The 25,649-nt window shown below is 62.5% G+C and carries 27 protein-coding genes; 15 read left to right on the top strand and 12 right to left on the bottom strand.

Going from position 1 to position 25,649, the window contains the following annotated elements:
* Nucleotides 1-3 precede the first annotated feature (3 nt).
* Both ACE4QZ_RS02515 and ACE4QZ_RS02510 read right to left on the bottom strand, forming a co-directional pair.
* On the bottom strand, nt 4-225 hold the full coding sequence (locus ACE4QZ_RS02515) for a DUF1161 domain-containing protein (protein ID WP_021784569.1): 222 nt from the start codon (nt 223-225) through the stop codon (nt 4-6).
* Nucleotides 226-326: 101 nt separating this feature from the next.
* Nucleotides 327-542 (bottom strand): dodecin, encoded by a 216-nt coding sequence (locus tag ACE4QZ_RS02510; RefSeq protein ID WP_012269893.1) that lies wholly within the window; start codon nt 540-542, stop codon nt 327-329.
* A 150-nt stretch (nt 543-692) separates the two neighbouring features.
* Here ACE4QZ_RS02510 and ACE4QZ_RS02505 point away from each other — a divergent pair, with 150 nt between their 5' ends.
* A complete protein-coding gene (locus tag ACE4QZ_RS02505) occupies nt 693-1,016 on the top strand; it encodes a YqjD family protein (RefSeq protein ID WP_016712811.1) in 324 nt (107 codons plus the stop codon).
* On the opposite strand, the gene ACE4QZ_RS02500 is transcribed toward ACE4QZ_RS02505, so the two are convergent.
* Nucleotides 1,013-1,909 (bottom strand): LysR family transcriptional regulator, encoded by an 897-nt coding sequence (locus ACE4QZ_RS02500; RefSeq protein ID WP_021784568.1) that lies wholly within the window; start codon nt 1,907-1,909, stop codon nt 1,013-1,015. The two genes, ACE4QZ_RS02505 and ACE4QZ_RS02500, sit on opposite strands and share 4 nt — an antisense overlap.
* 110 nt (nt 1,910-2,019) lie before the next feature.
* Between ACE4QZ_RS02500 and trpB the strand changes: the two genes are divergently transcribed.
* Nucleotides 2,020-3,237 carry a tryptophan synthase subunit beta gene (trpB, locus tag ACE4QZ_RS02495; protein WP_021784567.1) on the top strand — a complete coding sequence of 406 codons (1,218 nt, stop codon included), beginning with the start codon at nt 2,020-2,022 and terminating at the stop codon, nt 3,235-3,237.
* Nucleotides 3,234-4,043 carry a tryptophan synthase subunit alpha gene (trpA, locus tag ACE4QZ_RS02490; protein ID WP_021784566.1) on the top strand — a complete coding sequence of 270 codons (810 nt, stop codon included), beginning with the start codon at nt 3,234-3,236 and terminating at the stop codon, nt 4,041-4,043. Before trpB ends, trpA begins: the two co-directional genes overlap by 4 nt.
* Before the next feature lie 118 nt (nt 4,044-4,161).
* On the opposite strand, the gene ACE4QZ_RS02485 is transcribed toward trpA, so the two are convergent.
* Nucleotides 4,162-4,494 carry a DOPA 4,5-dioxygenase family protein gene (locus tag ACE4QZ_RS02485; protein WP_003253084.1) on the bottom strand — a complete coding sequence of 111 codons (333 nt, stop codon included), beginning with the start codon at nt 4,492-4,494 and terminating at the stop codon, nt 4,162-4,164.
* Between the two features lie 52 nt (nt 4,495-4,546).
* Here ACE4QZ_RS02485 and ACE4QZ_RS02480 point away from each other — a divergent pair, with 52 nt between their 5' ends.
* Nucleotides 4,547-5,101 carry an NAD(P)-dependent oxidoreductase gene (locus ACE4QZ_RS02480; protein ID WP_021784565.1) on the top strand — a complete coding sequence of 185 codons (555 nt, stop codon included), beginning with the start codon at nt 4,547-4,549 and terminating at the stop codon, nt 5,099-5,101.
* A 21-nt stretch (nt 5,102-5,122) separates the two neighbouring features.
* Here the strand turns inward: ACE4QZ_RS02480 and ACE4QZ_RS02475 are convergent, their stop codons facing one another.
* Nucleotides 5,123-6,022, bottom strand: a complete 900-nt coding sequence (locus ACE4QZ_RS02475; RefSeq protein ID WP_021784564.1) for a choline sulfate utilization transcriptional regulator — start codon at nt 6,020-6,022, stop codon at nt 5,123-5,125.
* 108 nt (nt 6,023-6,130) lie between these two features.
* On the opposite strand from ACE4QZ_RS02475, the gene betC reads away from it, so the two are divergent.
* From betC to ACE4QZ_RS02460, 3 genes are all read left to right on the top strand, one after another.
* Nucleotides 6,131-7,648 (top strand): choline-sulfatase, encoded by a 1,518-nt coding sequence (betC, locus tag ACE4QZ_RS02470; RefSeq protein ID WP_021784563.1) that lies wholly within the window; start codon nt 6,131-6,133, stop codon nt 7,646-7,648.
* 14 nt (nt 7,649-7,662) lie between these two features.
* Nucleotides 7,663-8,586, top strand: coding sequence for a choline ABC transporter substrate-binding protein (gene choX, locus ACE4QZ_RS02465; RefSeq protein WP_021784562.1), 924 nt, complete (start codon nt 7,663-7,665; stop codon nt 8,584-8,586).
* A 142-nt stretch (nt 8,587-8,728) separates the two neighbouring features.
* On the top strand, nt 8,729-10,294 hold the full coding sequence (locus ACE4QZ_RS02460) for a SulP family inorganic anion transporter (RefSeq protein ID WP_021784561.1): 1,566 nt from the start codon (nt 8,729-8,731) through the stop codon (nt 10,292-10,294).
* Between the two features lie 27 nt (nt 10,295-10,321).
* Here ACE4QZ_RS02460 and aroE read toward each other — a convergent pair whose 3' ends face one another.
* Both aroE and hemF read right to left on the bottom strand, forming a co-directional pair.
* A complete protein-coding gene (aroE, locus tag ACE4QZ_RS02455; RefSeq protein WP_021784560.1) occupies nt 10,322-11,146 on the bottom strand; it encodes a shikimate dehydrogenase in 825 nt (274 codons plus the stop codon).
* Between the two features lie 25 nt (nt 11,147-11,171).
* On the bottom strand, nt 11,172-12,083 hold the full coding sequence (hemF, locus tag ACE4QZ_RS02450; RefSeq protein WP_014754944.1) for an oxygen-dependent coproporphyrinogen oxidase: 912 nt from the start codon (nt 12,081-12,083) through the stop codon (nt 11,172-11,174).
* A gap of 134 nt (nt 12,084-12,217) precedes the next feature.
* On the opposite strand from hemF, the gene ACE4QZ_RS02445 reads away from it, so the two are divergent.
* Nucleotides 12,218-13,195: an NADPH:quinone reductase gene (locus tag ACE4QZ_RS02445; protein WP_021784559.1), complete on the top strand. Its 978-nt coding sequence runs from the start codon at nt 12,218-12,220 to the stop codon at nt 13,193-13,195.
* Between the two features lie 127 nt (nt 13,196-13,322).
* On the opposite strand, the gene ACE4QZ_RS02440 is transcribed toward ACE4QZ_RS02445, so the two are convergent.
* From ACE4QZ_RS02440 to dprA, 3 genes are all read right to left on the bottom strand, one after another.
* The gene (locus tag ACE4QZ_RS02440) at nt 13,323-13,640 is read right to left on the bottom strand and encodes a hypothetical protein (protein WP_021784558.1); all 318 of its coding nucleotides are present in this window, start codon (nt 13,638-13,640) and stop codon (nt 13,323-13,325) included.
* 914 nt (nt 13,641-14,554) lie between these two features.
* Nucleotides 14,555-15,112, bottom strand: a complete 558-nt coding sequence (locus ACE4QZ_RS02435) for an L-threonylcarbamoyladenylate synthase (protein ID WP_014859478.1) — start codon at nt 15,110-15,112, stop codon at nt 14,555-14,557.
* Between the two features lie 42 nt (nt 15,113-15,154).
* Nucleotides 15,155-16,252, bottom strand: a complete 1,098-nt coding sequence (dprA, locus tag ACE4QZ_RS02430) for a DNA-processing protein DprA (RefSeq protein WP_084850788.1) — start codon at nt 16,250-16,252, stop codon at nt 15,155-15,157.
* Nucleotides 16,253-16,458: 206 nt separating this feature from the next.
* Here dprA and def point away from each other — a divergent pair, with 206 nt between their 5' ends.
* The 5 genes from def to ACE4QZ_RS02405 are packed head-to-tail and all read left to right on the top strand — an operon-like array spanning nt 16,459 to nt 20,988.
* Complete coding sequence (gene def / locus ACE4QZ_RS02425; protein ID WP_003253111.1) at nt 16,459-16,965, top strand: peptide deformylase; 507 nt, start codon at nt 16,459-16,461, stop codon at nt 16,963-16,965.
* 60 nt (nt 16,966-17,025) lie between these two features.
* Nucleotides 17,026-17,958, top strand: coding sequence for a methionyl-tRNA formyltransferase (fmt, locus tag ACE4QZ_RS02420; protein WP_021784556.1), 933 nt, complete (start codon nt 17,026-17,028; stop codon nt 17,956-17,958).
* The gene (gene rsmB, locus ACE4QZ_RS02415) at nt 17,955-19,265 is read left to right on the top strand and encodes a 16S rRNA (cytosine(967)-C(5))-methyltransferase RsmB (RefSeq protein WP_021784555.1); all 1,311 of its coding nucleotides are present in this window, start codon (nt 17,955-17,957) and stop codon (nt 19,263-19,265) included. Before fmt ends, rsmB begins: the two co-directional genes overlap by 4 nt.
* A 23-nt stretch (nt 19,266-19,288) precedes the next feature.
* Nucleotides 19,289-20,662, top strand: coding sequence for a Trk system potassium transporter TrkA (gene trkA, locus ACE4QZ_RS02410; RefSeq protein WP_021784554.1), 1,374 nt, complete (start codon nt 19,289-19,291; stop codon nt 20,660-20,662).
* 11 nt (nt 20,663-20,673) lie between these two features.
* Nucleotides 20,674-20,988 carry a tetratricopeptide repeat protein gene (locus ACE4QZ_RS02405; RefSeq protein ID WP_014589214.1) on the top strand — a complete coding sequence of 105 codons (315 nt, stop codon included), beginning with the start codon at nt 20,674-20,676 and terminating at the stop codon, nt 20,986-20,988.
* A 97-nt stretch (nt 20,989-21,085) separates the two neighbouring features.
* Here the strand turns inward: ACE4QZ_RS02405 and ACE4QZ_RS02400 are convergent, their stop codons facing one another.
* Both ACE4QZ_RS02400 and ACE4QZ_RS02395 read right to left on the bottom strand, forming a co-directional pair.
* Nucleotides 21,086-21,973, bottom strand: a complete 888-nt coding sequence (locus ACE4QZ_RS02400) for a lysophospholipid acyltransferase (protein WP_003253121.1) — start codon at nt 21,971-21,973, stop codon at nt 21,086-21,088.
* A gap of 40 nt (nt 21,974-22,013) precedes the next feature.
* Nucleotides 22,014-22,565 carry a DNA-3-methyladenine glycosylase I gene (locus tag ACE4QZ_RS02395; protein WP_021784553.1) on the bottom strand — a complete coding sequence of 184 codons (552 nt, stop codon included), beginning with the start codon at nt 22,563-22,565 and terminating at the stop codon, nt 22,014-22,016.
* Between the two features lie 83 nt (nt 22,566-22,648).
* On the opposite strand from ACE4QZ_RS02395, the gene glyQ reads away from it, so the two are divergent.
* Both glyQ and glyS read left to right on the top strand, forming a co-directional pair.
* Nucleotides 22,649-23,596: a glycine--tRNA ligase subunit alpha gene (gene glyQ, locus ACE4QZ_RS02390; protein ID WP_003253126.1), complete on the top strand. Its 948-nt coding sequence runs from the start codon at nt 22,649-22,651 to the stop codon at nt 23,594-23,596.
* Nucleotides 23,593-25,647, top strand: a complete 2,055-nt coding sequence (gene glyS, locus ACE4QZ_RS02385) for a glycine--tRNA ligase subunit beta (protein WP_021784552.1) — start codon at nt 23,593-23,595, stop codon at nt 25,645-25,647. Before glyQ ends, glyS begins: the two co-directional genes overlap by 4 nt.
* Nucleotides 25,648-25,649: the final 2 nt, after the last annotated feature.

Raw genomic sequence — 25,649 nt, 5'->3', positions numbered from 1 at the left:
CCATCAGCCGCGGCGGTACACAATCTCCTTGGTGCCGGCCTCGCAGCTACCAATGACCTTGCCCGCCGGCTCGCCTTTTTTGACGATCTCCAGCTTGTAGCCAGTGACGCCCTTGGCATCCAGCTTGGCCGCAATTTCCGCCTTCAACTCCTCGCACGGTTTGCCCGCTGCCAGCGCACCACCGGCCAGGGTCATCAGGCCCAGCGCCAGAATCAGTTTTTTCATCACTCGCTTTCCTTGTGCAGATGAAATCAGAAGGGGACCCCACCAAGGCGCCCCGTTCCTGAATACCTCATCACGCCGAGATCATGCAGCCCGACGCTATATCAGCTATTGGCGATACGGAAGCCGACCTTCAGCGTGACCTGGAAGTGCGCCGCCTTGTTGTCACGGATATGGCCACGGGTATCGACCACTTCGAACCATTCCAGGTGCTTGATGCTTTTGCCGGCTTCAGCCAGAGCATTGTTGATGGCGTCTTCGATACTGGTGGGCGAAGACCCTACCAGTTCGATTTTCTTGTAGGTGTGATGATCGGTCATGAGTGCTCTCCATGGGTGACAGTGAGTTTCAGCCTAGCAGCGCAGGCCTGGTTTACCTGCGAGCAGTCACTGTCAGCGAAAGTTCGATCGCACTTTCTCGCAGACCAAGGGTCGCAAACCTTAGAGCCCATACTGCAAAGGAGAGTCAACATGCACCGTAACTCGCTGCGTAAAACGTCCCTGGAAAGCATGGAAGCAGAGATCGAGAGCCTTCTGAAAAGCTTGGAAAACCTCAAGCATGATGCGTCGGAAGAGTCCCAGAAGTCGGTGAAGGCAATCCGCAGCAACGCTGAAAGCGCACTGCGTCATTCGCGCAGCCTACTGAGCGATGCGTACGAGGAAGTGAAGCAGCGCACCCGCCAGACCGGCATAGCCACCCGGGACTACGCCCAGGAACACCCCTACACAACCGCTGGTGTGGCCATTGGTGCGTTGGGCCTGCTGGCGGCCTACCTGATGTGCAAGCGAAACTAAGCGCCCTGCCGCGCAAGTTCCGCCCGTAACCACTGCGCCAACTGCTCGGCGCGCCCGTCTGCGGCGCGCCGTGGCACCCACAATGCCAGCGCCGCCTGGGTAGGTGAAAACCCCCACGGCGCACTCAAACGGCCCGCCCGCAGGTCATCGGCGACCAGTGGCTGCGGTGCAATCGCAACGCCCAATCCGGCCACGGCAGCTTCCAGCAGGTAATACAGGTGCTCGAAGGCCTGGCCATAGTGAATGGCCGCCGGGTCCAGGCCCTGTTGCACCGCCCAGGTCGGCCAGGCTTGCGGGCGTGAAGTGGTGTGCAGCAAGGCTTCGCCCAGCAGTGCCTGGGCGGGCGCCCCCCGCAAGCGCTGGAAGCCTGCGAAATGCGGGCTGAGCACCGGTCCGATACATTCCTCGGCCAGCACATGCACCTGCATATCCGCCGGCCACGGTGGCTCGGCATACACCAGCAACGCATCCAGCCCAGGCCGCCGCGGGTCAAGGTCGCCCTCACCCGCCGACAGATGCAAGCGCAGCTCAGGCAAATCCGCCTGCAACCGCCCCAGCCGCGGGATAAACCAGCGTGCCAGCAGGCTGCCCGAGCAGCCCAGCACGAACGGCGCCTCGCTCACATCACGGCTGAGTTCGGAACACACGCTGCGCAGCCGGTCGAAGGCCTCACCGCTGGCATCGCGCAGACGAACGCCTGCATCTGTGAGTTTGATGCCGCGCCCGTCCTTGACGAACAGGGCGACGCCCAGATGCTCCTCAAGCACCTTGATCTGCCGGCTGACGGCGCCGTGGGTGACGTGCAGCGCTTCAGCTGCCTGGCTGACACTGTTCAGCCTGGCTGTAGCCTCGAAGGCACGCAGGGCATTGAGGGGAGGGAGGTCGTGGGCCATTTTACCTGTGAGTTTTTCTGACAAGTTTGCGCAATCTTATCGGTTTTCAGCCGAGCTTGCCGTGGTTAGAGTAAAGCCCATCACTCATTCACTACGCCTTGGAGCGCCCCATGTCCCAGTCCCAATACCGCCCCGGCCCCGACGCCAATGGCCTGTTCGGCTCGTTTGGCGGCCGCTATGTGGCCGAAACCCTGATGCCACTGGTGCTGGACCTGGCCCGCGAATACGAAGCTGCCAAGGCAGACCCCAAGTTCCTTGAAGAGCTGGCGTACTTCCAGCGCGACTACATCGGCCGCCCTAACCCGCTGTACTTCGCCGAGCGCCTGACCGAGCATTGCGGCGGGGCGAAGATTTTCTTCAAGCGTGAAGAGCTCAACCATACCGGCGCGCACAAGGTGAACAACTGCATCGGCCAGGTGCTGCTGGCCAAGCGCATGGGCAAAAAGCGCCTGATCGCCGAAACCGGCGCCGGCATGCACGGTGTCGCCACCGCCACCGTCGCCGCGCGCTTCGGCCTGCCTTGCGTGATCTACATGGGCGCTACCGACATCGAGCGCCAGCAGGCGAACGTGTTCCGCATGAAACTGCTGGGCGCCGAGATCGTGCCGGTTACCGCCGGCACCGGCACCCTGAAAGACGCCATGAACGAAGCCCTGCGTGACTGGGTTACCAACGTCGAAGACACCTTCTACCTGATCGGCACTGTGGCTGGCCCACACCCGTACCCCGCCATGGTCCGCGATTTCCAGTCGATCATCGGCAAAGAGACCCGTGCCCAGTTGCAAGAGAAGGAAGGCCGCCTGCCTGATAGCCTGGTTGCCTGCGTCGGCGGTGGCTCCAATGCCATGGGCCTGTTCCATGAATTCCTCGAAGAGCCAAGCGTGCAGATCATCGGCGTTGAAGCCGGTGGCCATGGCGTACACACCGACAAGCACGCCGCCAGCCTGAACGGCGGCGTACCGGGCGTGTTGCACGGCAATCGCACCTACCTGTTGCAGGACCAAGACGGCCAGATCACCGATGCCCACTCTATTTCCGCAGGCCTGGACTACCCGGGCATCGGCCCGGAGCACGCCTATCTGCATGAGGTAAAGCGCGTCGAGTACGTCAGCATCACCGACGACGAAGCATTGGATGCGTTCCACGCAACCTGCCGTCTGGAAGGCATCATCCCAGCCCTGGAAAGCTCCCACGCCTTGGCCGAAGCGATCAAGCGCGCACCGAAGCTGCCCAAGGACCACCTGATGGTCGTGTGCCTGTCGGGCCGCGGCGACAAAGACATGCAAACCGTCATGAACCACATGGCCGCCCAGGAGAAACAGGCATGAGCCGTCTTGAACAACGCTTCGCCGAGCTGAAGGCCGAAGGCCGCTCGGCACTGGTCACCTTCGTCACAGCTGGCGACCCGGGCTACGACGCCTCGCTGCAGATCCTCAAGGGCCTGCCGGCTGCTGGCGCCGACGTGATCGAGCTGGGCATGCCGTTCACCGACCCGATGGCCGATGGCGTGGCCATCCAGCTGGCCACCCTGCGCGCCCTTGAAGCTGGCCAGACCTTGGCCAAGACCCTGCAGATGGTTCGCGAATTCCGTGTGGATAACCAGACCACGCCAATCGTGCTGATGGGCTACTACAACCCTATCCACCGCTTTGGTGTGGACACGTTCGTGACTGAAGCCAAGGCAGCGGGCGTCGATGGCCTGATCATCGTCGACCTTCCGCCAGAGCACGACGCCGAACTGGCTACCCCGGCCCAGGCCGCAGGCATCGACTTCATCCGCCTGACCACCCCGACCACCGACGACGCGCGCCTGCCGCGCGTGCTGGAGCGCAGCTCCGGGTTCGTCTACTACGTGTCGGTGGCCGGCGTGACCGGTGCCGGTTCGGCGACCACCGAGCATGTGACCGAAGCCATTGCCCGCCTGCGCCGGCATACCGATCTGCCGATCAGCGTTGGCTTCGGCATTCGCACGCCGGAACAGGCTGCGAACATTGCCCGCCTGGCGGATGGTGTGGTGGTGGGCTCGGCACTGGTCGACAAGATTGCCCAGGCCAAAAGCGCCGATCAGGCGGTGACCGATGTATTGAGCCTGTGCTCGGCATTGGCTGAAGGGGTGCGCGGCGCGCGCCGCTAAACCGCGTCGTCTGCTTCGCGGGTAAACCCGCTCCTACGGAACCAGCGCCACCCTCTGGCTCTGCGATAGCGTATAGGAGCGGGTTACCCACGAAGCGGCCAGCACAGGCTACTCCCGCCTAGCCCCCAAAAATCGACAGATTCAATGGCCGCACGGCCCCCATCCAGATCGCATGATCCCGGTGATCCGCCAGTTCATCCCCGGTTTCCGGATGCATGAATACCACCAGGCCCTTGCGGTACAGCGCCAACCAAGGCAAAACCACCCCCACCACTTCCGGCCCGAACGCCAGCTGGCAACTCCAGTCCGGATGCGGCCCAACCGGTTTCTGGTGCATGCGCCCCATGGTCACGGGAAACAGCCGAGCCGCCTCCTCGCACAGTTCCCGGGCCTGCTCCATGGTGGCTGCGTCGTAATAAACGTGGGCGTGGTAACCCTTGATCCTCTGCACGATAACTCCTGATTGCGGTCCAACCATCACCACCTGTACACGGAGTGATGCAGTGAAAAACGCCGAAACCCCAGTATTCAAACTGGTCCTGTTCGGGCCTGAAAGCAGCTTGGGCAATGCCCTGGTGGCCGAACTGCTATCGCGCCAACACGAAGTCACCGCCGTGGTGGATGACCTCAACCGCCACACCGCCCGCCCCGGCCTGCACTTCAAGATAGGCGGGCTGAACAGTGCCGACCAGGCGGAGCAGGGCGCGGCAGGCGGTTCAGCGGTAATCGCCCTTTTATCGACGCTGGCGTCAGGTGACCTGCCGGGGCAAGCACGCCTGAGCGAAGCGCTGGTGGCGGGGCTTGAGCGTACGACTATACGCCGGCTATTGCTGGTGGGCGATTTCGCTGTGCTGGACGAGCCGAACAAGTACAGCCCAGCAGAGCGGGAGAGCGTGGATCAGGTAGTTGATGGGTTGCAGCGCAGCGCGCTGCGCTGGACCTTGATCAATACCCCGCAGCCGCTGCCGGACGCGGCGTGGGCGCGTGTGGCGGCGGGGATCGTGGATATGCTGGAGCTGGACCTGCACCGGGGCGAGCATCTTAACTTCGTGGTCTAGATGACCGCGCAGCCTCGGGGCTCAGCGGTTGCGCTCCTGCTCCAACCAATCCACGAACCGCTCGATCAACGCTCCACGCCGCTTGCGCGGTGGCAACACCGCGTAATAGCCGCGTTGCGAACGCAAGCTCCCCTCCAGCGGCCGACACAGCAACCCTTGCTCCACCAACCCATCCACCAGGTGCCCCCAGCCAATCGCCACTCCTTGCCCGGCAATCGCTGCCTGAATCAGCAAGGTATAGTTATCAAACCGCAACTGCCCCGCCGGCGGTGGGCTGGTCACACCAAACCCGCGAAATACCCCCGCCCAGTCAAACCAGCGGCTGGCCTGCTCGCCCTTCAAATGCAGCAGCGGCAATCGTTGCAAGGCCACAGCTGACAAGGCTTTGCCATGAATCAGACGGGGGCTGCACACCGGGAACACTTCCTCATCGAATAGCCAACGGCTTTCTCCTTGGTGAAAGCGTCCATCGCCAAACAGCACCGCCACATCGATGTCCGGGCGCAACATGGCCTGGCTGCGCTCACCCGTCACCAGGCTCACATCCACCTGTGGATAAGCCTCATGAAAGCGTTGCAGCCTTGGCATCAACCAGAACGCCGCAAAGGCAAAGTCGGTGGCCACCTGCAGCACTTCATGCTGGCCACGCCCGCTGGCCTGGGCGATACCGTCATCCATGGCCTGCAGCCCCTGTTGCACCTGTTCGAACAGCACCTGGCCAGCCTCGGTCAGCTCGATGCCCCGGTAAATGCGGTCAAACAAGCGCGTGCCCAACTGTGCCTCCAGGCGTTTCACCTGCTGGCTCACTGCCGGCTGCGTGGTACCCAACTCCAGCGCCGCAGCGGTAAAGCCACGCAGGCGCGCAGCAGCCTCGAATACACGCAAGGTATCCAGCGACAACCCGGCAAGGTGGTCAAACATAAGCGTAGCTAATCCCAGTCATTGCCCGCCATGGGCTTTACCCATGTTATCCACAGTCGCATCTTGGTAGGCAAGCGGTTCGCATAACCCTCAACGATGGAAGCCCCCATGACGCGTCCGAATATCCTGTTCATCATGGCCGACCAGATGGCCGCGCCCTTGCTGCCGATCTACGGCCCTTCGCCCATCCAGATGCCGCACCTCGGCCGCCTGGCCGAGCAAGCCGTGGTGTTCGACTCGGCCTACTGCAACAGCCCGCTGTGCGCACCATCACGCTTCACCCTGGTCAGCGGTCAGTTGCCCAGCCGTATTGGCGCCTACGATAACGCGGCCGACTTCCCTGCCGATGTGCCAACCTACGCCCATTACCTGCGTCGCCTGGGCTACCGCACCGCGCTGTCAGGCAAGATGCACTTCTGCGGCCCCGACCAGTTGCACGGCTATGAAGAACGCCTGACCAGCGACATCTACCCGGCCGACTATGGTTGGGCGGTGAACTGGGACGAACCCGATGTGCGTCCAAGCTGGTACCACAACATGTCCTCGGTGCTGCAGGCCGGTCCGTGCGTGCGCACCAATCAGCTGGATTTCGACGAGGAGGTGGTGTTCAAGGCGCGTCAGTACCTGTACGACCATGTGCGCGAAAACGATGGCCGGCCATTTTGCCTGACCGTTTCGATGACTCACCCGCATGACCCCTACACCATTGCCAAACGCTACTGGGACCGCTACGAAGGTGTGGATATCCCCATGCCCCGTGCCGAGTTCGGCCAGGCAGAACTCGACCCGCATTCGCAGCGCCTGCTGAAGGTCTACGACCTGTGGAACAAGCCACTGCCTGTGGACAAGATCCGCGATGCCCGCCGTGCCTACTTCGGCGCGTGCAGCTATATCGATGACAACATTGGCCAGCTGCTGCAGACCCTGGAGGAATGCAACCTGGCCGATGACACACTGATCGTGTTTTCCGGCGACCACGGCGACATGCTTGGCGAGCGTGGCCTCTGGTACAAAATGCACTGGTTCGAAATGTCGGCGCGGGTACCGTTGCTGATCCATGCGCCGAAGCGCTTTGCAGCGGGCCGGGTAACTGCCTCGGTGTCGACCTGCGACCTGCTGCCAACCTTGGTCGAACTGGCTGGCGGCGCTGTGGATAAAGACCTGCATCTGGATGGCCGCTCACTGTTGGGCCACCTGCAAGGGCAGGGCGGTCACGACGAGGTGATCGGCGAGTACATGGCCGAAGGCACCGTCGGCCCGCTGATGATGATCCGCCGCGGGCACTACAAGTTCGTGTACAGCGAAGACGACCCGTGTCTACTCTATGACCTGAGCCGCGACCCGCACGAGCGGGAGAACCTCACTGGCAGCCCGGACCACCAGACGCTGCTACAGGCATTTGTCGATGAAGCGCAACAGCGCTGGGACATCCCCAACCTGCGCCAGCAGGTACTGGCCAGCCAGCGCCGCCGCCGGCTGGTGGCCGAAGCGCTGGCCATCGGCAAGCTGAAAAGCTGGGACCACCAACCATTGGTGGACGCCAGCCAACAGTACATGCGCAACCACATCGATCTCGATGACCTCGAACGCAAGGCACGTTATCCACAGCCCGCCCCCCTGGATTGAGAAGAGAGGCCGCCATGCACAAGTTCTCCGCCGCCGTGTTCGCCCTGGCCCTGAGCGCCACCACGGCCCACGCCGCAGACAGCGACGCGCAATGCAGTACCGTGAAAATGGCCGACCCCGGCTGGAGTGATATTGCCTCGACCAATGCCGTGGCACGCCTGTTACTGGAAAGCCTGGGTTACCAGGTGAAGATCGACAGCCTGGCCGTACCGATCATCTATGGCGGCCTCAAGGACGGCCAGGTCGACGCCTTCCTCGGCAACTGGATGCCCGCACATCAAGGTTTCCATGACAAGTTCATCGCCAACGGCGATGTGCAGCAGCTATCGCGCAACCTGGAGGGAACCGAGTTCACCCTCGCAGTGCCCGACTATGTATGGAATGCCGGGGTGAAGGACTTCGCTGACCTGCAAAAACACGCCGGGCAGTTCGACAAAAAGCTGTACGGAATCGGCTCCGGCGCCCCGGCCAACCTGTCGCTCAAGAAAATCATCGACAAGAATGAATTCAACCTCGGCCAGTGGAAGCTGGTGGAGTCCAGCGAGCAGGCGATGCTGGCTCAGGTCGACCGGGCGGTGAAGAAGCAGCAATTCATCACCTTTCTTGGCTGGACCCCGCACCCGATGAACGTGAAACTGAAAATGCATTACCTGACCGGTGGGGAAAAGTGGTTCGGCAGCAAGGGCGAGGTATACACGCTGACCCGCAAGGGTTATCCACAAGCCTGCCCCAATGCGGCGAAGCTGCTAGGTAACCTCAAGTTCACACTGGACATGGAAAACAGCATCATGGCAGAGGTTGTGGACAAGAAGATCAGCTTCGATGAAGCGGCCAAGGCCTGGGTGAAAGCGCATCCTGAACGGTTGGATGGGTGGTTGGCCGGGGTTACCACCAAGGCCGATGGGGATGCCCTGGAGGCCGTCAAAGCCAAACTGTAATCTCACAAAGACACACCAACCCTGTGGGAGCGGGCGCGCCCGCGAACACCGGCAAAGCCGGTGCCAAGCAACGCGTTGGCTTTTTCGCGGGCATGCCCGCTCCCACAGGGCTTGGCGACCCCTTAAGGATTGTGGATAACCCATGCATCGCCTCTCTTTACTGCTGCCCTTCCTCACCTGGCTTCCCCGCCAATCGGGCCGCAGCCTGCGCCAGGACCTGCTGGTAGGCCTGAGCGGCGCCATCCTCGCCCTGCCGCAATCCATCGCCTACGCCCTGATCGCCGGCCTGCCCGCCGAATATGGGCTTTACGCTGCCATCGTGCCGGTACTGATCGCCTGCCTGTGGGGCTCTTCCTGGTACCTGATCTGCGGCCCGACCGCCGCCATTTCCATCGTGCTCTACGCCAGCATCAGCCCGCTGGCCGTGGCCGGTAGCGCTGACTACATCACGCTGGTGTTGCTGCTGACCTTTCTTGGCGGCATTTTCCAGCTGCTGCTCGGGCTGTTGCGCTTCGGCGCGCTGGTCAATTTCGTCTCCCATTCCGTGGTGCTCGGTTTCACGCTGGGTGCCGCCATCGTCATTGCCTTGGGCCAACTGCCCAACCTGCTGGGCATGGCCCTGCCCAGCCAGTCCACCGCGCTGAAGACCGTGCAAGACCTGGCCAGCCACGCAGGCGAGGTCGACCTGCCTTCCTTGCTGCTGGGCCTGGCCACCATAGTGATCGGTGTGGCCTTCAAACTCTGGCGCCCACGCTGGCCGAGCTTGTTGATAAGCCTGATCCTGGTCAGCTTGCTGGCGTGGCTGATGCCGGGCTTCTTTGGCCATGTGCCGCGGGTGGCAGCGTTCACCGGGCAACTCCCGCCTTTCAGCCCGCTGCCTTTGCTGGACGTGGAGCTCATGTTGCGTCTGCTGCCCAGCGCCGTGGCGGTAGGCATGCTGGGGTTGGTCACCAGCCTGTCGATTGCCCGTTCGTTGTCGGCACGTTCAGAACAACTGATCGACCCGGACCAGGAAATACGCGCACAGGGCCTGTCGAACATTGCCGGTGCATTTTTCTCTGGTTACCTGTCTGCCGGCTCCTTCACCCGCTCGGGCCTGAGCTACGAGGCGGGCGCCCGCTCGCCCATGGCCGGGGTGTTTTCGGCGCTGTGGGTGGCATTATTCGCCGTGACCGGCGCCGGCCTGATCGCGCACCTGCCGATACCAGCCATGGCCGGCAGCATTTTGCTGATCTGCTGGGGGTTGGTGGACCACCGAGGGATCCGTGCATTGTTCCGGGTCAGCCGCTCGGAGTTTCTGGTGATGGCGCTGACAGCTGCAGCGACATTGCTGCTGGAGCTGCAGACAGCCATCTATGCCGGGGTGCTGGCTTCGCTGTTCTTCTATTTGAAGCGCACCTCACGACCACGGATCCAACAAAGCCGTGAAGGGGATGCGGATGTACTGCGGGTAGGTGGGTCGATTTTCTTTGGTGCGGCGCATTACCTGCAGGTGCGCTTGCAGCGCTGCCAAGGGCCGCATGTAGTGATCGATGCCCGGCAGGTGAATTTCATCGATTACTCGGGTGTGGACATGTTGCACCGCGAGGCGCGGCGGTTGCGGCGATTGGGGGGGAGTTTGACCTTGCACCGGGCCAGGCCGCAGGTGATCGAGGAATTGCAGAAGCTGGAAGGGGTGGAGTTGTGCCCGATCCGGTTTGAGGATTGATTGGGGCCGCAAAGCGGCCCTGCAATCTCAGCCCCTGGCAAGTTGCCGACGCAGTTCGGCCAATACCGGCGCCGTATCGGGCCTCACGCCACGCCAGATAAAGAAGGCTTCAGCCGCCTGTTCAGCCAGCATCCCCAACCCATCCAGTACCTTGGCAGCCCCCAGCTTGGTAGCCCACTGGCAAAACGGCGTTGGCTCCTTGCCATACATCATGTCGTAGCAAACCGTACGACCCGCCTCGACCAGGCTGTCGGCAATCGGTGGCATTTCCCCGGCCAAGCTCGCCGAGGTGGCGTTGATGATCACATCCACAGGTTCCTGCAACCAGGCAAACCCGCTGGCCACCACCGGCCCCAGTTCATCGAACTCACGCGCCAGCTGCTCGGCCTTTTCCACGGTACGGTTGGCAATCACCAGCGACTGCGGCTTGTGCGCCAGAATAGGCTCCAGCACGCCGCGCACGGCGCCACCGGCACCGAGGATGAGAATGCGCTTGCCCGCCAGCTCGACCCCGGCATTCACCGTCAGGTCGCGCACCAGGCCAGCGCCATCGGTGTTGTCGCCCTGCAGGGTGCCATCAGCCAGTTTGCTCAGCGTGTTCACTGCGCCAGCGCGCCGGGCACGCGGGGTCAGGCTGTCGCACAGGCGGTAAGCCTCTTCCTTGAACGGCACGGTGACGTTGCCGCCACTGCCTTGCTTGAAGAAGCCGCGCGCGCAGTCGCTGAACTCGTCCAGCGGCGCCAGCAGAGTGGCATATTCCAGGTCCTGACCGGTCTGCTCGGCGAACAGGCGGTGGATCAGCGGCGACTTGCTGTGGCCGATGGGGTTACCAAAAACGACGTACTGGTCCATGACGGCTCCTTGTTTATCCACAGGCTTACTGGCCGAGCCAGTCGCGGTCCTGCAGGAAGTACTCTGTCAGGCGTGCCTCTTCACTGCCGGGCGCGGCCTTCCAGTCATAGCCCCAACGCACCTGCGGTGGCAGCGACATGAGGATGGATTCGGTGCGGCCACCGGATTGCAGGCCGAACAGGGTGCCACGGTCGTAGACCAGATTGAACTCCACGTAGCGGCCGCGGCGGTATTCCTGGAACTCGCGCTGTTGCGGGGTGTAAGGCGTGTCTTTGCGGCGCTGGACGATCGGCAGGTAGGCGTTGATGTAGGCATCGCCAATGGCACGGATGAAGGCGAAGCAAGTGTCGAAGTCCCACTCGTTCAGGTCATCGAAGAACAAGCCGCCGATACCCCGTGGCTCGCCACGGTGCTTGAGGTGGAAGTAGCGATCGCACCAGGCCTTGTAGCGTGGGTACACGTCGGCGCCAAACGGCGCGCAGGCCTGCTCGGCCACTCGGTGCCAGTGAATGCAGTCTTCTTCGTTGCCATAGTATGGCGTCAGGTCAAAGCCGCCGCCGAACCACCATACGGCCTCTTCACCTTCCTTTTCGGCAATGAAGAAGCGAACGTTGGCGTGGGAAGTGGGCACATGCGGGTTGTGCGGGTGTATCACCAGCGACACGCCCAAGGCTTCGAAACCACGGCCTGCCAGTTCGGGGCGGTGGGCACTGGCCGACGGCGGCAGGCCGGCACCAAACACATGGGAGAAGTTGACCCCGCCTTTTTCGATCACTTTGCCATCACCGATAACCCGCGTGCGGCCCCCGCCACCGGCTTCGCGCACCCAGGCGTCCTCGACGAAGCGGGCACCGCCGTCTTCTGTTTCGAGGGCAGAGCAGATACGGTCTTGCAGGTCGAGCAGGTAGGCTTTCACGGCCTCGGTGCGGCTAGTCATCGGGTCACCAGGAACGGGCAGGGAAGAATTCGCCGCGTAGCATACCACCGCCAGCGCGCGCGCCGCAGTTGACGACGACCAAGCAAAGGCGTCCGATAGAAGGCCTTTCCCGATCCCGACTACAGGAGTGCGAGATGGCCAAGCGTATCCAGTTCAGCCAGCATGGTGGCCCGGAAGTGCTGCAGTTTGTGGAATTCGAACCCACCCCGCCCGGGCCACAGCAGGTGCGTGTGCGTAACCATGCGATCGGCCTGAACTTCATCGATACCTACTTCCGAAGCGGGCTGTATGCACCGCCGTCCCTGCCTTCTGGGCTGGGTACAGAAGCGGCAGGTGTGGTTGAGGCCGTGGGCCAAGGCGTGTCCCGGCTGAAGGTAGGAGACCGTGTGGCACATGCCGGCGGCCCGCTGGGCGCCTACAGCGAGGTGCATACGCTACCGGAAGCCAACCTGGTCAAGCTGCCGGACACCATCAGCTTCGAGCAGGCGGCAGCGGTGATGCTCAAGGGTTTGACCGTACAGTACCTGCTGAAGCAGACCTATGAGGTGAAGGCGGGTGATGTGATCCTGTTCCATGCCGCAGCCGGTGGTGTAGGGTCGCTGGCTTGCCAATGGGCCAAGGCCCTGGGCGCCAAGCTGATCGGCACCGTGAGCTCTGCCGAGAAGGCCGAGCGGGCCAAGGCGCTGGGGGCTTGGGCGACCATCGACTACAGCCGTGAAGATGTGGCCAAGCGCGTACTGGAGCTGACCGACGGCAAGAAATGTCCGGTGGTGTATGACGGCGTGGGTGCCGACACCTGGCTGACCTCGCTGGACTGCCTGCAGCCACGCGGGTTGATGGTGAGCTTTGGCAACGCTTCCGGTGCGGTGAGCGGGGTGAACCTGGGGATTCTGGCGCAGAAGGGCTCGCTGTATGTCACCCGGCCGACCTTGGCGAGCTATGCCAACAATGCCGAGAACACCCAGGCCATGGCCGATGACCTGTTTGCGATGATTGCGAGCGGGAAGCTGGTTGTGGATATCCAGCAGCGGTATCCACTGAGCGAGGCGGCCAAGGCGCAGGCAGAGCTGTCGGCGCGGCGGACTGTAGGATCGACTGTACTAATCCCCTGAGCCACGCACATTCCCTGTAGGAGCGGGTTTACCCGCGAAGAAGCCACCGCGATGGATGGCACCGGCTTTGCCGGTGTTCGCGGGCAAGCCCGCTCCCACAGGTACTGAGTCGGCCTCGATAGCAGCGCTATGCCTTGGAGGCTGGGCGTGACGGCAATGGAGTCGACTCGATGCCATCGAGTATCGCCTCGATCACACCCTCTGCCATTTCAATCGCATGCAGGTTCGACCAGAACATGCCACGGCCTTCTTCACGCATGTAGTCCAAAGCTTTGTAGCCGGTTTCGTAAGCGCTGCGCAGGTACAGGGCTACGTGGACCAGAGCGTCCTCGGCAGAAATGTTTGGGTTGACGGTGAAGAGTGGATCGTGGCCGGCATCGCAGCGGCCGAAGGGGCGGGTGGAGGTGCAGGGTAGGGGTGGATCGGGGACTATTTTCTTCATCATTGGAAAATGCTCCTCAAGGCCGCCAACCTTCACTACCACGTGAATGGGTGGCGACTGTACGCGAGGTGGTAGACCCGGGCATTTTCCAATCCAGGCAGGCTCGAAAGCCTCCCACGCACAGCCACCATAGACTGTCATGGAAAAAATGCATCCGGGCTACCACACCCGATCGCCAAGTTATTCGGCGACGGATAGAGCCTAGAGGCAGAGGTTCCCACTTAGAAGGTGATGGAAGGAGACGCGGTTCGTAGGATATTTCCGAAGTGCCCAGCTGGACAGCCATTTTGGCAAAAATCAGAAAACCCTGATCACGCAAATGGCAACAGGAGGCGCATGCACAGCACGCGATAGAAAGGGCACTGCCTTGACCATGCTGGTTTGGAAGCGAAGCGTTTCTGCTTCAGGTTGTACTGGTGCGTCGGCTGAACTCAAGTTATCCGGGTGAGTACATCCTTACCATTTGGGCCGCTTATGCGGCCTTTGTTTTTTCGGGCGATAGGGCCTAGGCCACCCCCTCAATCGATTTGGCGCACGCAGACCGCGTAACGGCAACCAGGCGCTCGCCTTGGTTTCTGTGGTGTCGCGCAGATCGAGCGCCGCCCGCGCGGCGCATCGCGAGCTGCGCTCGCTCCTACGTTTGTTTCGGGCCAATTATTTCTGTGCCATTTGCGCGCGAACGCTTTGGCGTATGGCTCAAGATCGCATCGTAAAAACAAGGCGGTCGCGCGCGCCTGTAACAGGCGTTCCTGGCCAAAAACAAACGTAGGAGCGAGCGCAGCTCGCGATGCGCCGCGCGGGCGGCGCTCGATCTCATAGGCGAAGAGAGCTTCAAGGCAGGCACCCGTCAGCCCTCACACAATCGCCCGCCAACCGAGACAAATCAGAAAAATCTGCAGAAGGCTTGTGGAAAGATGTCAGCCCGGCCGAACAACTTCGCCGGTTGCCAGGTTGCGAATCACACTCGGGTTCTTCCGCCCGCCCAGAGCGCCACCCAGCACCAGGTCCAACTGGCCATGGAAGTACTGCTCAACCCGCAACCGGGTCTTCGCCGCCGGGCGCCCGCCAGGGTTGCACGAGGTGGAAATCAACGGCCCCACCAGCGCGCACAGCTCACGCACCACCGGGTGATCACTGACCCGCAGCGCCACCGTGTCATGCTGCCCGGTCACCCATTCGGGCAACAGGTCCTGGTGCGGCACCAGCCAGGTGTTCGGCCCCGGCCAGGTGCTGCTCATGCGGTCGATCCAGTCTTCGGGGAAGTCCTCGAACAGGAAGTCGAACTGACGGATATTGTCAGCGATCAGAATCAGCCCTTTATCCACAGGACGCGACTTCAGCGCCAGCAGGCGATACACCGCATCCTCGTTCCATGGGTCGCAGCCCAGGCCCCAGACCGCTTCCGTCGGGTAGGCGATCACCGCGCCCGCCCGGATCTCACGTGCGGCTTGTTGCACACGAAAACTGCTCACCATTGCTGTTTCTCCGCCTATATACCTTGCATGTGAGCAGTGTACTTAGCCCGCGCGGGCAAACCAACGCCCGGCTTCATTGCTGACCCGGCCTTCCAGCTCCAGCTCGGTCAACTGCGCCAGCACGTCGGCCAATGGCAGCTCGCTACAGTGGGCCAGGCTTTCACTGGTCTGGGGTGCGGCATGCAGCAGGGCAAGCAGGGGATGGTCAAATCTGTCCACAACCGCAGGCGGCAGGTTCTGCCAACCCTGCAAGCTTTCCAGGATCTGCTCCACAGTTTCCACCAGCAGCGCCCCATCACGAATCAGCTGGTGACACCCCTTGGCCCCCGGGTGATGAATGGAGCCCGGAATGGCGTACACCTCGCGGCCTTGTTCCGCCGCCAGACGCGCCGTGATCAGCGAGCCGCTGGCGAGGCTCGCCTCGACCACCAGCACACCGAGCGACAGCCCACTGATGATGCGGTTGCGCCGTGGGAAGTTGCCGGGCAGCGGCCCGGCATCCAGGGGATACTCGGAAACCAGCGCACTGCCATTGTCGATCATCGCCTGCGCAAGGTCCCGATGCCGCTGTGGATAAAGTTTTTGCAACCCCGTACCGAGCACGGCAATCGTGCCGCCGCCAGCCTGCAACGCGGCCCGATGAGCGGCACCGTCGACACCTACCGCCAGCCCGCTGGTAATGGTGAAACCAGCCTGCGCGAGGTAGCGGGAAAATGCCCGGGCGGTGTCGAGCGCCGGGGGTGTGGCACGTCTGCTGCCCACGATCGCCAGCTGAGGACGATCGAGCAAGGCAGGTTCGCCAGCGACAAAAAGCAGCGGCGGGGCATCGTCGATTTCTGCCAGCAAGGCTGGGTAGTCTGGGCCGTCCCACATCAGCAAATGCTGGCCAGGGCGCTCCAGCCAAGCCATTGCGGCCAGTGCGCCATCGCGCACCTCGGCACTGCGCCGGGCATCGATGGTAGCTTGGGGGATGCCCAACGCTCGCCAGGCCGAAGCGGGAGCACTGAGCGCAGAGGAGGCACTGCCGAAGGCTTCGAGCAACGTTCGAAAGCGCCGCAATCCAGCCTCGGGGAGGCGATGCAGGCGTAAGCGTGCCTCCAGTTCGGCAGGCGGGCAGGGCGACGAATGGTGACTGGGCATTGAGATCATCCTTGATCGAAACAGGGCCATTTACGTGGTACAAGCTGTGGATAACTCTGTGAGTAACACTTTGAAAAGCTGTCCATTGACTGGGGGCTATCAAGCCCATAGTCACCCTAGACGAGCTTGCCAGGTGCCGAAATCCCCGTTTCCCTTTATTATGTGTGCTCAGTTTTCAACCGAACGCACAGTGACTGCCTGACCTTATGGCCATCTTGAACATTCTCGAATTCCCGGACCCGCGCCTGCGCACCCTCGCCAAACCGGTGACGGAGTTCGACGACGCCCTGCGTCAGCTGATCGACGACATGTTTGAAACCATGTACGAAGCCCCTGGCATCGGCCTGGCCGCTACCCAGGTGAACGTGCACAAGCAGGTTGTGGTCATGGACCTCAGCGAAGACCGCAGCGAACCGCGCGTCTTCATCAACCCGTCGGTCGAAGAGCTGACCCATGACATGGGCCAGTACCAGGAGGGCTGCCTGTCGGTACCGGGCTTCTACGAAAACGTCGACCGCCCGCTGCGTGTCCGGGTCAAGGCCCAGGACCGCGACGGCAAGCCGTTCGAACTGGAATGCGAAGGCCTGCTGGCGGTGTGCGTACAGCACGAATTCGACCACCTCAACGGCAAGCTGTTCGTCGACTACCTGTCGCAGCTCAAGCGCGACCGGATCAAGAAGAAGCTGGAAAAGCAGCACCGCCAGCAAGCCTGATCCCTACCTTCCTGAAGGCTTGCTCCGGCAAGCCTTTTTCTTTTTTGAAGCGAGAACTCCATGCGCATCGTCTTTGCAGGCACTCCAGAGTTTGCCGCCGAACACCTCAAGGCCCTGCTCGACAGCCCCTACGAGATCGTGGCCGTCTACACCCAGCCCGACCGCCCCGCCGGTCGTGGACAGAAGCTGATGCCAAGTGCGGTCAAGGCACTGGCAGTGGCCCATGACATCCCGGTGTTCCAGCCGCAGACCCTGCGCGACGCCGATGCGCAGGCCGAACTGGCCGCACTGAAACCCGACCTGATGGTAGTGGTCGCCTACGGCCTGATCCTGCCACAGGTGGTGCTGGATATCCCGCGCCTGGGCTGCATCAACAGCCACGCCTCCCTGCTGCCACGCTGGCGCGGTGCGGCGCCGATCCAGCGTGCCGTGGAAGCCGGCGACGCCGAAAGCGGCGTGACCGTAATGCGCATGGAAGCTGGCCTGGACACCGGCCCGATGCTGCTCAAGGTAGTCACCCCGATCAGCGCCGAGGACACCGGCGGCACCTTGCACGATCGTCTGGCCGAAATGGGCCCGCCCGCAGTCGTTCAGGCCATCGCCGGCCTGGCAGACGGTTCGCTGCAAGGTGAAGTACAGGATGATGCCCTGGCCACCTACGCGCACAAACTGAACAAGGACGAAGCGCGTATCGACTGGACCCGCCCGGCGATCGAACTGGAACGCCTGATCCGCGCCTTCAACCCATGGCCGGTGTGCCACAGCACCCTGGATGGTGAAAGCGTCAAGGTGCTGGCCGCCAACCTGTCCACAGGCCAAGGCGCCCCGGGCGAGATACTTTCCGCCAGCAAGGACGGCCTCGTAGTTGCGTGCGGTGACCAAGCCCTGAGCCTGACCCGCCTGCAACTGCCTGGTGGCAAGGCATTGAGCTTCAGTGACCTGTTCAACAGCCGCCGCGAGAAGTTCGCCGCCGGCAAGGTGCTGGGCCAATGAACCCACGCCTCGCCGCCGCCCGTGCGCTTGCTGCTGTGCTCAGCGGCAAGGCTTCGCTGAACAGCTCGCTGCCCGCGCAACTGGACAAGGTAGATGAACGCGACCGCGGCCTGACCCAGGACCTGGCGTTCGGCACCGCACGCTGGCAGCCACGCCTCGACCTGCTGGCCGCACAGCTGCTGCAAAAACCGTTCAAAGCAGCCGATGCCGATGTTCAGGCACTGCTGCTGGTCGGCCTGTACCAGCTGTTCTACACACGCATTCCGGCCCATGCCGCCATCGGCGAGACCGTGGGCTGTGCCGACAAACTGAAGAAGCCGTGGGCCAAGGGCTTGCTCAATGCCGTGCTGCGCCGAGCACAGCGCGAAGGCGAGGAACTGCTCGCCGGCATGGAGCGCGACCCGGTGGTGCGTACCGCCCACCCGCGCTGGTTGCAGAAGGCGCTGAAAGCCTTCTGGCCAGAGCAGTGGGAAGCCATCTGCGCCGCCAACAATGCCCACCCGCCGATGATTCTGCGGGTCAATCGCCGTCACCATAGCCGCGATGCCTACTTGGCACTGCTGGCCGAAGCCGGCATTGGCGCCAGCGCATGCCAGTACAGCCGGGATGGCATCGTACTGGCCGAAGCCTGTGACGTGCGCGGCCTGCCAGGCTTCGCCGAAGGCTGGGTGAGCGTGCAGGACGAAGCTGCGCAGCTATCTGCCGACCTGCTGGAACTGGCCCCAGGCCAACGCGTGCTCGATGCTTGCTGCGCACCGGGCGGCAAAACCTGCCACCTGCTGGAGGCCGAGGCTGGCCTGGCGCACATGGTGGCCATCGATCTCGAAGCCAAGCGGCTGACCCGCGTGCGAGAAAACCTCGACCGCCTGCAGCTGGACGCCGAGCTGATCGCCTGCGATGCACGCGACACTGCCAGCTGGTGGGACGGCAAGCCATTCCAGCGCATTCTGCTCGACGCGCCGTGCTCGGCCACCGGCGTAATTCGCCGCCACCCGGACATCAAGCTGGCCCGCCAAGCCGACGACATCCCGGCTTTGGCCACGCTGCAAGGCGAGCTGCTCGATGCCCTGTGGCCGACCTTGGAAGTGGGCGGCATGCTGCTATACGCCACCTGCTCCACCTTGCCGACCGAGAACACTGAAGTGATCAAAGCCTTCCTCGCGCGCACCCCGGGCGCCCGTGAGCTGGACCTGGCGACCGAAGCCGGCCTGCGCCAGCCCCACGGCCGTCAGTTGCTGGCCCAGGAAGGCGGCCACGACGGTTTCTACTATGCCAAGCTGATCAAGATCGCCGCCTCGCGCGGATAAGAACAAAGGATAGGGAGTAGCGCATGAAGATCATCATCCTCGGCGCAGGGCAGGTAGGCGGTACGCTGGCTGAACACCTGGCCAGCGAAGCCAACGACATTACCGTGGTCGACACCGACGGCGACCGCCTGCGCGACCTCGGCGACCGCCTGGACATCCGCACTGTCCAGGGCCGCGGCTCACTGCCGACGGTGCTGCGCCAGGCCGGTGCCGACGACGCCGACATGCTGGTGGCGGTAACCAACAGTGACGAGACCAACATGGTTGCCTGCCAGGTGGCCTATTCGCTGTTCCATACCCCGACCAAGATTGCACGGGTGCGCGAATCGTCCTACCTGACCCGCGAAGAGCTGTTCGACAACGACCATATCCCGGTCGACGTTCTGATCAGCCCCGAGCAGGTGGTGACCAATTACATCAAGCGCCTGATCGAACACCCAGGCTCGCTGCAAGTGATCGACTTCGCCGAAGGCAAGGCCCAGCTCGTGGCAGTGAAGGCCTACTATGGCGGCCCGCTGGTCGGCCAGCAATTGCGCCAGATCCGTGCGCACATGCCCAACGTCGACACCCGCGTGGCAGCCATCTTCCGCCGCGACCGGCCGATCACCCCGCGTGGCGACACGGTGATCGAAGCCGACGACGAGGTGTTCTTCATTGCCGCAAAGAAAGATATCCGCGCGGTGATGGGCGAACTGCGCCGCATCGACGAGACCAATAAACGCATTGTCATCGCCGGCGGCGGGCAGATTGGCGAGCGCCTGGCGGAAGCCATCGAAAGCCGATATCAGGTGAAGATCATCGAGATGAGCCCGGCGCGTTGTCGCCACCTCTCCGATACCCTCGAAAGCACTGTAGTCCTGCAAGGCAGCGCCTCGGACAAAGACCTGATGCTCGAAGAGAACATCGCCGACGCCGATATTTTCCTGGCCCTGACCAACGATGACGAAGCCAACATCATGTCGTCGCTGCTGGCCAAGCGCCTGGGCGCAGGCAAGGTGATGACCATCATCAACAACCCGGCTTATGTCGACCTGGTGCAGGGCGGCGAAATCGACATTGCTATCAGCCCGCAGCTCGCCACCATCGGCACCCTGCTGGCGCACGTCCGTCGCGGCGACATCGTCAGTGTGCACTCGCTGCGCCGTGGTGCAGCCGAGGCTATCGAGGCAGTGGCACACGGGGACTCGAAGTCGAGCAAGGTGGTCGGCAAGGCAATCGAGGACATTACGCTGCCACCGGGCACCACGATTGGTGCGATCATCCGTGATGAAGAGGTGATGATTGCCCATGACGACACCATGATCGAATCAGGGGACCATGTGATCCTCTTCGTTGTGGATAAAAAGCATATTCGCGATGTGGAGAAGCTGTTCCACGTCGGCTTGAGTTTCTTCTAGGAGAAGAGGGCATGCGCGAGTCGCTGGAGAAGATGCTGGCCAAAGGTGTGGATAACCCGCTGCTGAGGTTTGGCCTGGGCAAGGCCTGGCTGGATGAAGGCAACGGCGCTGAAGCAGCGGTGCACCTGGCGCGCTGTGTAGAGCAGGATCCGAAATACTCGGCAGCATGGAAGCTGCTGGGCAAGGCCTATCAGTTGCAGGGCGACCTGGCGGCGGCGCGCAAGGCGTGGGAAGACGGGATCGTGGCGGCGCAGGCCCATGGTGACAAGCAGGCCGAAAAAGAGATGACCGTATTCCTGAAGAAGCTCAACAAAGCAGCGGGTTGACGCGGCCCCTGTAGGAGCGGGTTTACCCGCGAATGCGTCGGTGAATCAAACATCGCATTCGCGGGTAAACCCGCTCCTACAGAGGGCGGTGAATGGCTTAATACCAGCGCGGCTCGCCAGCCGGGCGCTTCTTGAAGCGCTTCATGCTCCACATGTACTGGCTCGGGTACTCACGCACATAGCGCTCGACCACCTTGCTCATCGCCGCAGCCGACACGTTCACATCGGTGCTGTACATCTCTTCCGGAGCAGCTTCGAGGAACACCTTGAAGCCCGAGCCATCAGGCAACCGCAGCGCATGCAGGAACACGCCTACCGCCTTGCCACCGGCCAGCATGTTCGGCACGAACTTGCTGGTCAGCGCCTGGGTGCCGAGGAACGGCACGAACACGCCCGCCGATTCCGCCGGCTCCGGGTCGGCAGGAATACCCACCTGGCCACCACGGCGCACTTCCTTGATCACGCTGAGGATGCCTTCCTTGGTCGACGGTGCCACGCGATTACCCATCTGCACGCGCTGCTCGCGCAGCAGGTCATCCACCGCCTTCAGCTTCGGCGGGCGGTAGAAGATGATCGGTTTGCACTGGTTACAGTAGAAGTGGTTCAACACTTCCCAGTTGCCCAGGTGGCTGGTGATGCCGACCACGCCTTTACCCGAGGCCAGGGCCTGCTCCAGCACTTCCAGGCCATGCACTTCCTTGACCAGCTCCAGCGAGCGCTGTGGCGGCCATATCCAGGCACAGGCACTTTCGACAAAGGATTTACCGATATCCCGCAGCGCCTGGCCCACCAGTTGCTCACGGGCAACCGGGTCCATCTCCGGGAAACATTTGGCCAGGTTGATCCGTACCACGTTGCGCGAACTGTTGGGGATTTTCCACATCAGCCAGCCAATACCGGCGCCGACACGCTGCACAGCGCCCCAGGGCAGCTTGGCAAACAGGCGCAGCACCCCGACCATCAGGGCGCCCTTGAACTTTTCCACAGGCGAATTCCTTATTTCAGCAAGGCGCGCATTGTAACCCTCAGCGCGACAAGGCGGCGTAGCGATCGCAGTCGGTGGTGTGGTCCATGACCATGCCGGTGGCCTGCATGAAGGCGTAGCAAATAGTCGGACCGACGAACGTGAAGCCAGCTTTCTGCAGGGCCTTGCTCATTGCCTTGGCTTCATCGGTAACCGCCGGCACGTCGCCGCGAGCCTTGAAGTGGTTGATCTTCGGCGAGCCGCCGACGAACGACCACAGCCATTCGGCAGGGTTATCCACAGCCAGCCAGGCCTGGGCGTTGCGCCGCGCAGCCTTGAGCTTGAGGCGATTGCGGATGATGCCTGCATCCTGCATCAATTCTTCGATACGTTCGTCGCTCATGGCCGCCAGCTTTAAGGGGTCGAAGCCGTACATCACCTGGCGATAACGCTCGCGTTTGCGCAAAACGGTAATCCACGAAAGCCCCGCCTGGAACCCTTCGAGCAAAAGCATCTCGAAGAGCAACGCCGGGTCGCGCTGTGGCATTCCCCATTCCTGGTCGTGGTAGGCCTGGTACAACGGATCGTCGGTACACCAAAAGCAGCGTGGCATAAGGCTCCAATGAGTAGAGGGCGAGGCGAATCAGGTTATACTCCCGCTCTTTACATCCGCATCCCCAGATACAGGTGAATTTCGTGAGCCAGCCTACGCCAGCCGTGCGTACCTTCCAAGACCTGATCCTCGCCCTGCAGAACTACTGGGCAGCTCAAGGTTGTGTGGTACTTCAGCCCTACGATATGGAAGTAGGCGCCGGCACTTTCCACACCGCTACATTCCTGCGCGCCGTGGGTCCAGAAACCTGGAACGCCGCCTATGTGCAGCCTAGCCGTCGTCCTGCCGACGGGCGGTATGGCGAAAACCCCAACCGCCTGCAGCACTACTACCAGTTCCAGGTGGTGCTCAAACCGAACCCGGCCAACTTCCAGGAGCTGTACCTCGGCTCGCTGAAAGCCATCGGCCTGGATCCGCTGGTGCACGACATTCGTTTCGTCGAAGACAACTGGGAATCGCCGACCCTCGGCGCCTGGGGTCTGGGCTGGGAAATCTGGCTCAACGGCATGGAAGTCACCCAGTTCACCTACTTCCAGCAGGTAGGCGGCATCGAGTGCTACCCGGTCACCGGTGAAATCACCTACGGCCTGGAGCGCCTGGCCATGTACATCCAGGGCGTCGACTCGGTTTACGACCTGGTGTGGGCCGACGGCCCGTTCGGCAAGGTCACCTACGGTGACGTGTTCCACCAGAACGAGGTGGAGCAGTCGACCTACAACTTTGAACATGCCAACGTCGACAAGCTGTTCGAACTGTTCGACTTCTACGAAAGCGAAGCCAACCGCCTGATCAAGCTGGAGCTGCCGCTGCCGACCTATGAAATGGTCCTGAAGGCCTCGCACACCTTCAACCTGCTGGACGCCCGCCGCGCCATCTCGGTAACCGAGCGCCAGCGTTACATCCTGCGTGTACGTACCCTGGCCCGGGACGTGGCGCAAAGCTATCTGCAAGCCCGCGCACGCCTGGGCTTCCCGATGGCCACCCCTGAACTGCGTGACGAAGTGTTGGCTAAGCTGGAGGCTGCACAATGAGTGCTCAAGATTTTCTGGTAGAACTGGGCACCGAAGAGCTGCCACCCAAGGCCCTCGCCAACCTCGGCGACGCTTTCCTGGCCGGTATCGAAAAAGGCCTGCAGGCGGCTGGCCTGAACTACACCGCCAAGCAGGTGTACGCCGCGCCGCGTCGTCTGGCCGTACTGATTCGCCAGCTAGACGTGCAGCAGCCTGACCGCAGCATCAACATCGACGGCCCGCCCCTGCAGGCAGCCTTCAACGCCGAAGGCCAGCCGACCCAGGCTGCGCTGGGCTTTGCCAAGAAGTGCGGTGTTGAACTGGCCGAAATCGACCAGAGCGGCCCCAAGCTGCGCTTCTCCCAGCACATCCCGGGCAAGGCCACCACTGACCTGCTGCCGACCATCGTCGAAGATTCGCTGAACGACCTGCCGATCCCCAAGCGCATGCGTTGGGCGACCAGCCGTGAAGAGTTCGTACGCCCGACCCAATGGCTGGTAATGCTGCTGGGCGACCAAGTGGTCGACTGCACCATTCTGTCGCAGAAGGCCGGCCGTGAATCCCGTGGCCACCGCTTCCACCATCCGGAAGCCGTGGTCATCACCACACCGGCAAACTATGTCGAAGACCTGCGTAAAGCGTACGTGCTGGCCGACTTCGCCGAGCGCCGCGAGCTGATCAGCAAGCGCACCGCCGAGCTTGCCATGCAGCAGGAAGGCACTGCCATCGTGCCACCGGCGCTGCTGGACGAAGTGACTGCTCTGGTCGAATGGCCAGTGCCGCTGGTGTGCTCGTTCGAAGAGCGTTTCCTTGAAGTGCCGCAGGAAGCCCTGATTACCACCATGCAGGACAACCAGAAGTACTTCTGCCTGCTGGACAGCGAAGGCAAGCTGCTGCCGCGCTTCATTACCGTGGCCAACATCGAAAGCCGCGACCCGAAGCAGATCGTGCAAGGCAACGAAAAGGTCGTGCGCCCGCGCCTGACCGACGCCGAGTTCTTCTTCAAGCAGGACAAGAAGCAGCCACTGGAAACCTTCAACGAGCGCCTCAAGAATGTGGTGTTCCAGGCTCAGCTCGGCACCGTGTACGACAAGGCCGAACGTGTTTCCAGGCTGGCCGCCTTCGTTGCCCCGCTGATCGGCGGCGATGCCCAGCGCGCTGGCCGTGCCGGCCTGCTGTCGAAGTGCGACCTGGCCACCGAGATGGTCGGCGAATTCCCTGAAATGCAGGGTGTTGCCGGTTACTACTACGCGCTCAACGACGGTGAGCCGGAAGACGTGGCCCTGGCCCTGAACGAGCAGTACATGCCGCGCGGTGCTGGTGCAGAGCTGCCGCAGACCCTGACCGGTGCTGCCGTGGCCATCGCCGACAAGCTCGACACCCTGGTGGGCATCTTCGGCATCGGCATGCTGCCTACCGGCAGCAAGGACCCGTACGCCTTGCGCCGTGCTGCTCTGGGCGTGCTGCGGATCCTGATCGAGAAGCAACTGGACCTGGACCTGACCGGTGCGGTCGAGTTCGCGGTCAAGCAGTTCGGCCCCAAGGTCAAGGCCGCCGGCCTGGCCGAGCAAGTACTGGAGTTCATTTTCGACCGCCTGCGCGCGCGTTACGAAGACGAAGGCATCGACGTGGCTACGTACCTGTCGGTACGCGCACTGCAGCCAGGCTCCGCGCTGGACTTCGACCAGCGCGTGCAAGCCGTACAGGCGTTCCGCAAACTGCCGGAAGCCGAGGCCTTGGCCGCGGTGAACAAGCGCGTGTCGAACCTGCTGAGCAAGGCCGAGGGTGCCATCGCCGAGCAGGTCGAACCGAAGTACTTCGACAATGCCAACGAGTTCTCCCTGTACTCGGCCATCCAGCAGGCCGACCAGGCCGTGCAACCGATGGCTGCAGCACGTCAGTACAGCGAATCGCTGGCCCGCCTGGCGGCCCTGCGTGACCCGGTCGATGCCTTCTTCGAGGCTGTCATGGTCAACGCCGAAGACGCCAAGGTACGTGCCAACCGTTATGCCCTGCTCAGCCGCCTGCGCGGCCTGTTCCTGGGCGTGGCTGACATTTCGCTGCTGGGGTAAGC

The organism is Pseudomonas sp. DCA-1, from assembly GCF_046523955.1.
GTDB lineage: Bacteria > Pseudomonadota > Gammaproteobacteria > Pseudomonadales > Pseudomonadaceae > Aquipseudomonas > Aquipseudomonas putida_Y.
The sequence above is the reverse complement of the archived record's forward strand: the minus strand, read 5'-3'. Positions and strand labels throughout refer to the sequence as shown.

What these genes read in the sequence shown, in the direction of transcription:
- ACE4QZ_RS02435 (WP_014859478.1), bottom strand. Translation starts at nt 15,112, where the DNA reads ATGGTGAGCAGTTTTCGTGTGCAACAAGCCGCACGTGAGATCCGGGCG.
- ACE4QZ_RS02460 (WP_021784561.1), top strand. Translation starts at nt 8,729, where the DNA reads ATGCATCGCCTCTCTTTACTGCTGCCCTTCCTCACCTGGCTTCCCCGC.
- ACE4QZ_RS02395 (WP_021784553.1), bottom strand. Translation starts at nt 22,565, where the DNA reads ATGCCACGCTGCTTTTGGTGTACCGACGATCCGTTGTACCAGGCCTAC.
- ACE4QZ_RS02515 (WP_021784569.1), bottom strand. Translation starts at nt 225, where the DNA reads ATGAAAAAACTGATTCTGGCGCTGGGCCTGATGACCCTGGCCGGTGGT.
- trkA (WP_021784554.1), top strand. Translation starts at nt 19,289, where the DNA reads ATGAAGATCATCATCCTCGGCGCAGGGCAGGTAGGCGGTACGCTGGCT.
- betC (WP_021784563.1), top strand. Translation starts at nt 6,131, where the DNA reads ATGACGCGTCCGAATATCCTGTTCATCATGGCCGACCAGATGGCCGCG.
- aroE (WP_021784560.1), bottom strand. Translation starts at nt 11,146, where the DNA reads ATGGACCAGTACGTCGTTTTTGGTAACCCCATCGGCCACAGCAAGTCG.
- trpB (WP_021784567.1), top strand. Translation starts at nt 2,020, where the DNA reads ATGTCCCAGTCCCAATACCGCCCCGGCCCCGACGCCAATGGCCTGTTC.
- ACE4QZ_RS02405 (WP_014589214.1), top strand. Translation starts at nt 20,674, where the DNA reads ATGCGCGAGTCGCTGGAGAAGATGCTGGCCAAAGGTGTGGATAACCCG.
- ACE4QZ_RS02500 (WP_021784568.1), bottom strand. Translation starts at nt 1,909, where the DNA reads ATGGCCCACGACCTCCCTCCCCTCAATGCCCTGCGTGCCTTCGAGGCT.
- fmt (WP_021784556.1), top strand. Translation starts at nt 17,026, where the DNA reads ATGCGCATCGTCTTTGCAGGCACTCCAGAGTTTGCCGCCGAACACCTC.
- glyS (WP_021784552.1), top strand. Translation starts at nt 23,593, where the DNA reads ATGAGTGCTCAAGATTTTCTGGTAGAACTGGGCACCGAAGAGCTGCCA.
- choX (WP_021784562.1), top strand. Translation starts at nt 7,663, where the DNA reads ATGCACAAGTTCTCCGCCGCCGTGTTCGCCCTGGCCCTGAGCGCCACC.
- ACE4QZ_RS02445 (WP_021784559.1), top strand. Translation starts at nt 12,218, where the DNA reads ATGGCCAAGCGTATCCAGTTCAGCCAGCATGGTGGCCCGGAAGTGCTG.
- rsmB (WP_021784555.1), top strand. Translation starts at nt 17,955, where the DNA reads ATGAACCCACGCCTCGCCGCCGCCCGTGCGCTTGCTGCTGTGCTCAGC.
- ACE4QZ_RS02475 (WP_021784564.1), bottom strand. Translation starts at nt 6,022, where the DNA reads ATGTTTGACCACCTTGCCGGGTTGTCGCTGGATACCTTGCGTGTATTC.
- hemF (WP_014754944.1), bottom strand. Translation starts at nt 12,083, where the DNA reads ATGACTAGCCGCACCGAGGCCGTGAAAGCCTACCTGCTCGACCTGCAA.
- ACE4QZ_RS02510 (WP_012269893.1), bottom strand. Translation starts at nt 542, where the DNA reads ATGACCGATCATCACACCTACAAGAAAATCGAACTGGTAGGGTCTTCG.
- ACE4QZ_RS02505 (WP_016712811.1), top strand. Translation starts at nt 693, where the DNA reads ATGCACCGTAACTCGCTGCGTAAAACGTCCCTGGAAAGCATGGAAGCA.
- dprA (WP_084850788.1), bottom strand. Translation starts at nt 16,252, where the DNA reads ATGCCCAGTCACCATTCGTCGCCCTGCCCGCCTGCCGAACTGGAGGCA.
- trpA (WP_021784566.1), top strand. Translation starts at nt 3,234, where the DNA reads ATGAGCCGTCTTGAACAACGCTTCGCCGAGCTGAAGGCCGAAGGCCGC.
- def (WP_003253111.1), top strand. Translation starts at nt 16,459, where the DNA reads ATGGCCATCTTGAACATTCTCGAATTCCCGGACCCGCGCCTGCGCACC.
- ACE4QZ_RS02440 (WP_021784558.1), bottom strand. Translation starts at nt 13,640, where the DNA reads ATGATGAAGAAAATAGTCCCCGATCCACCCCTACCCTGCACCTCCACC.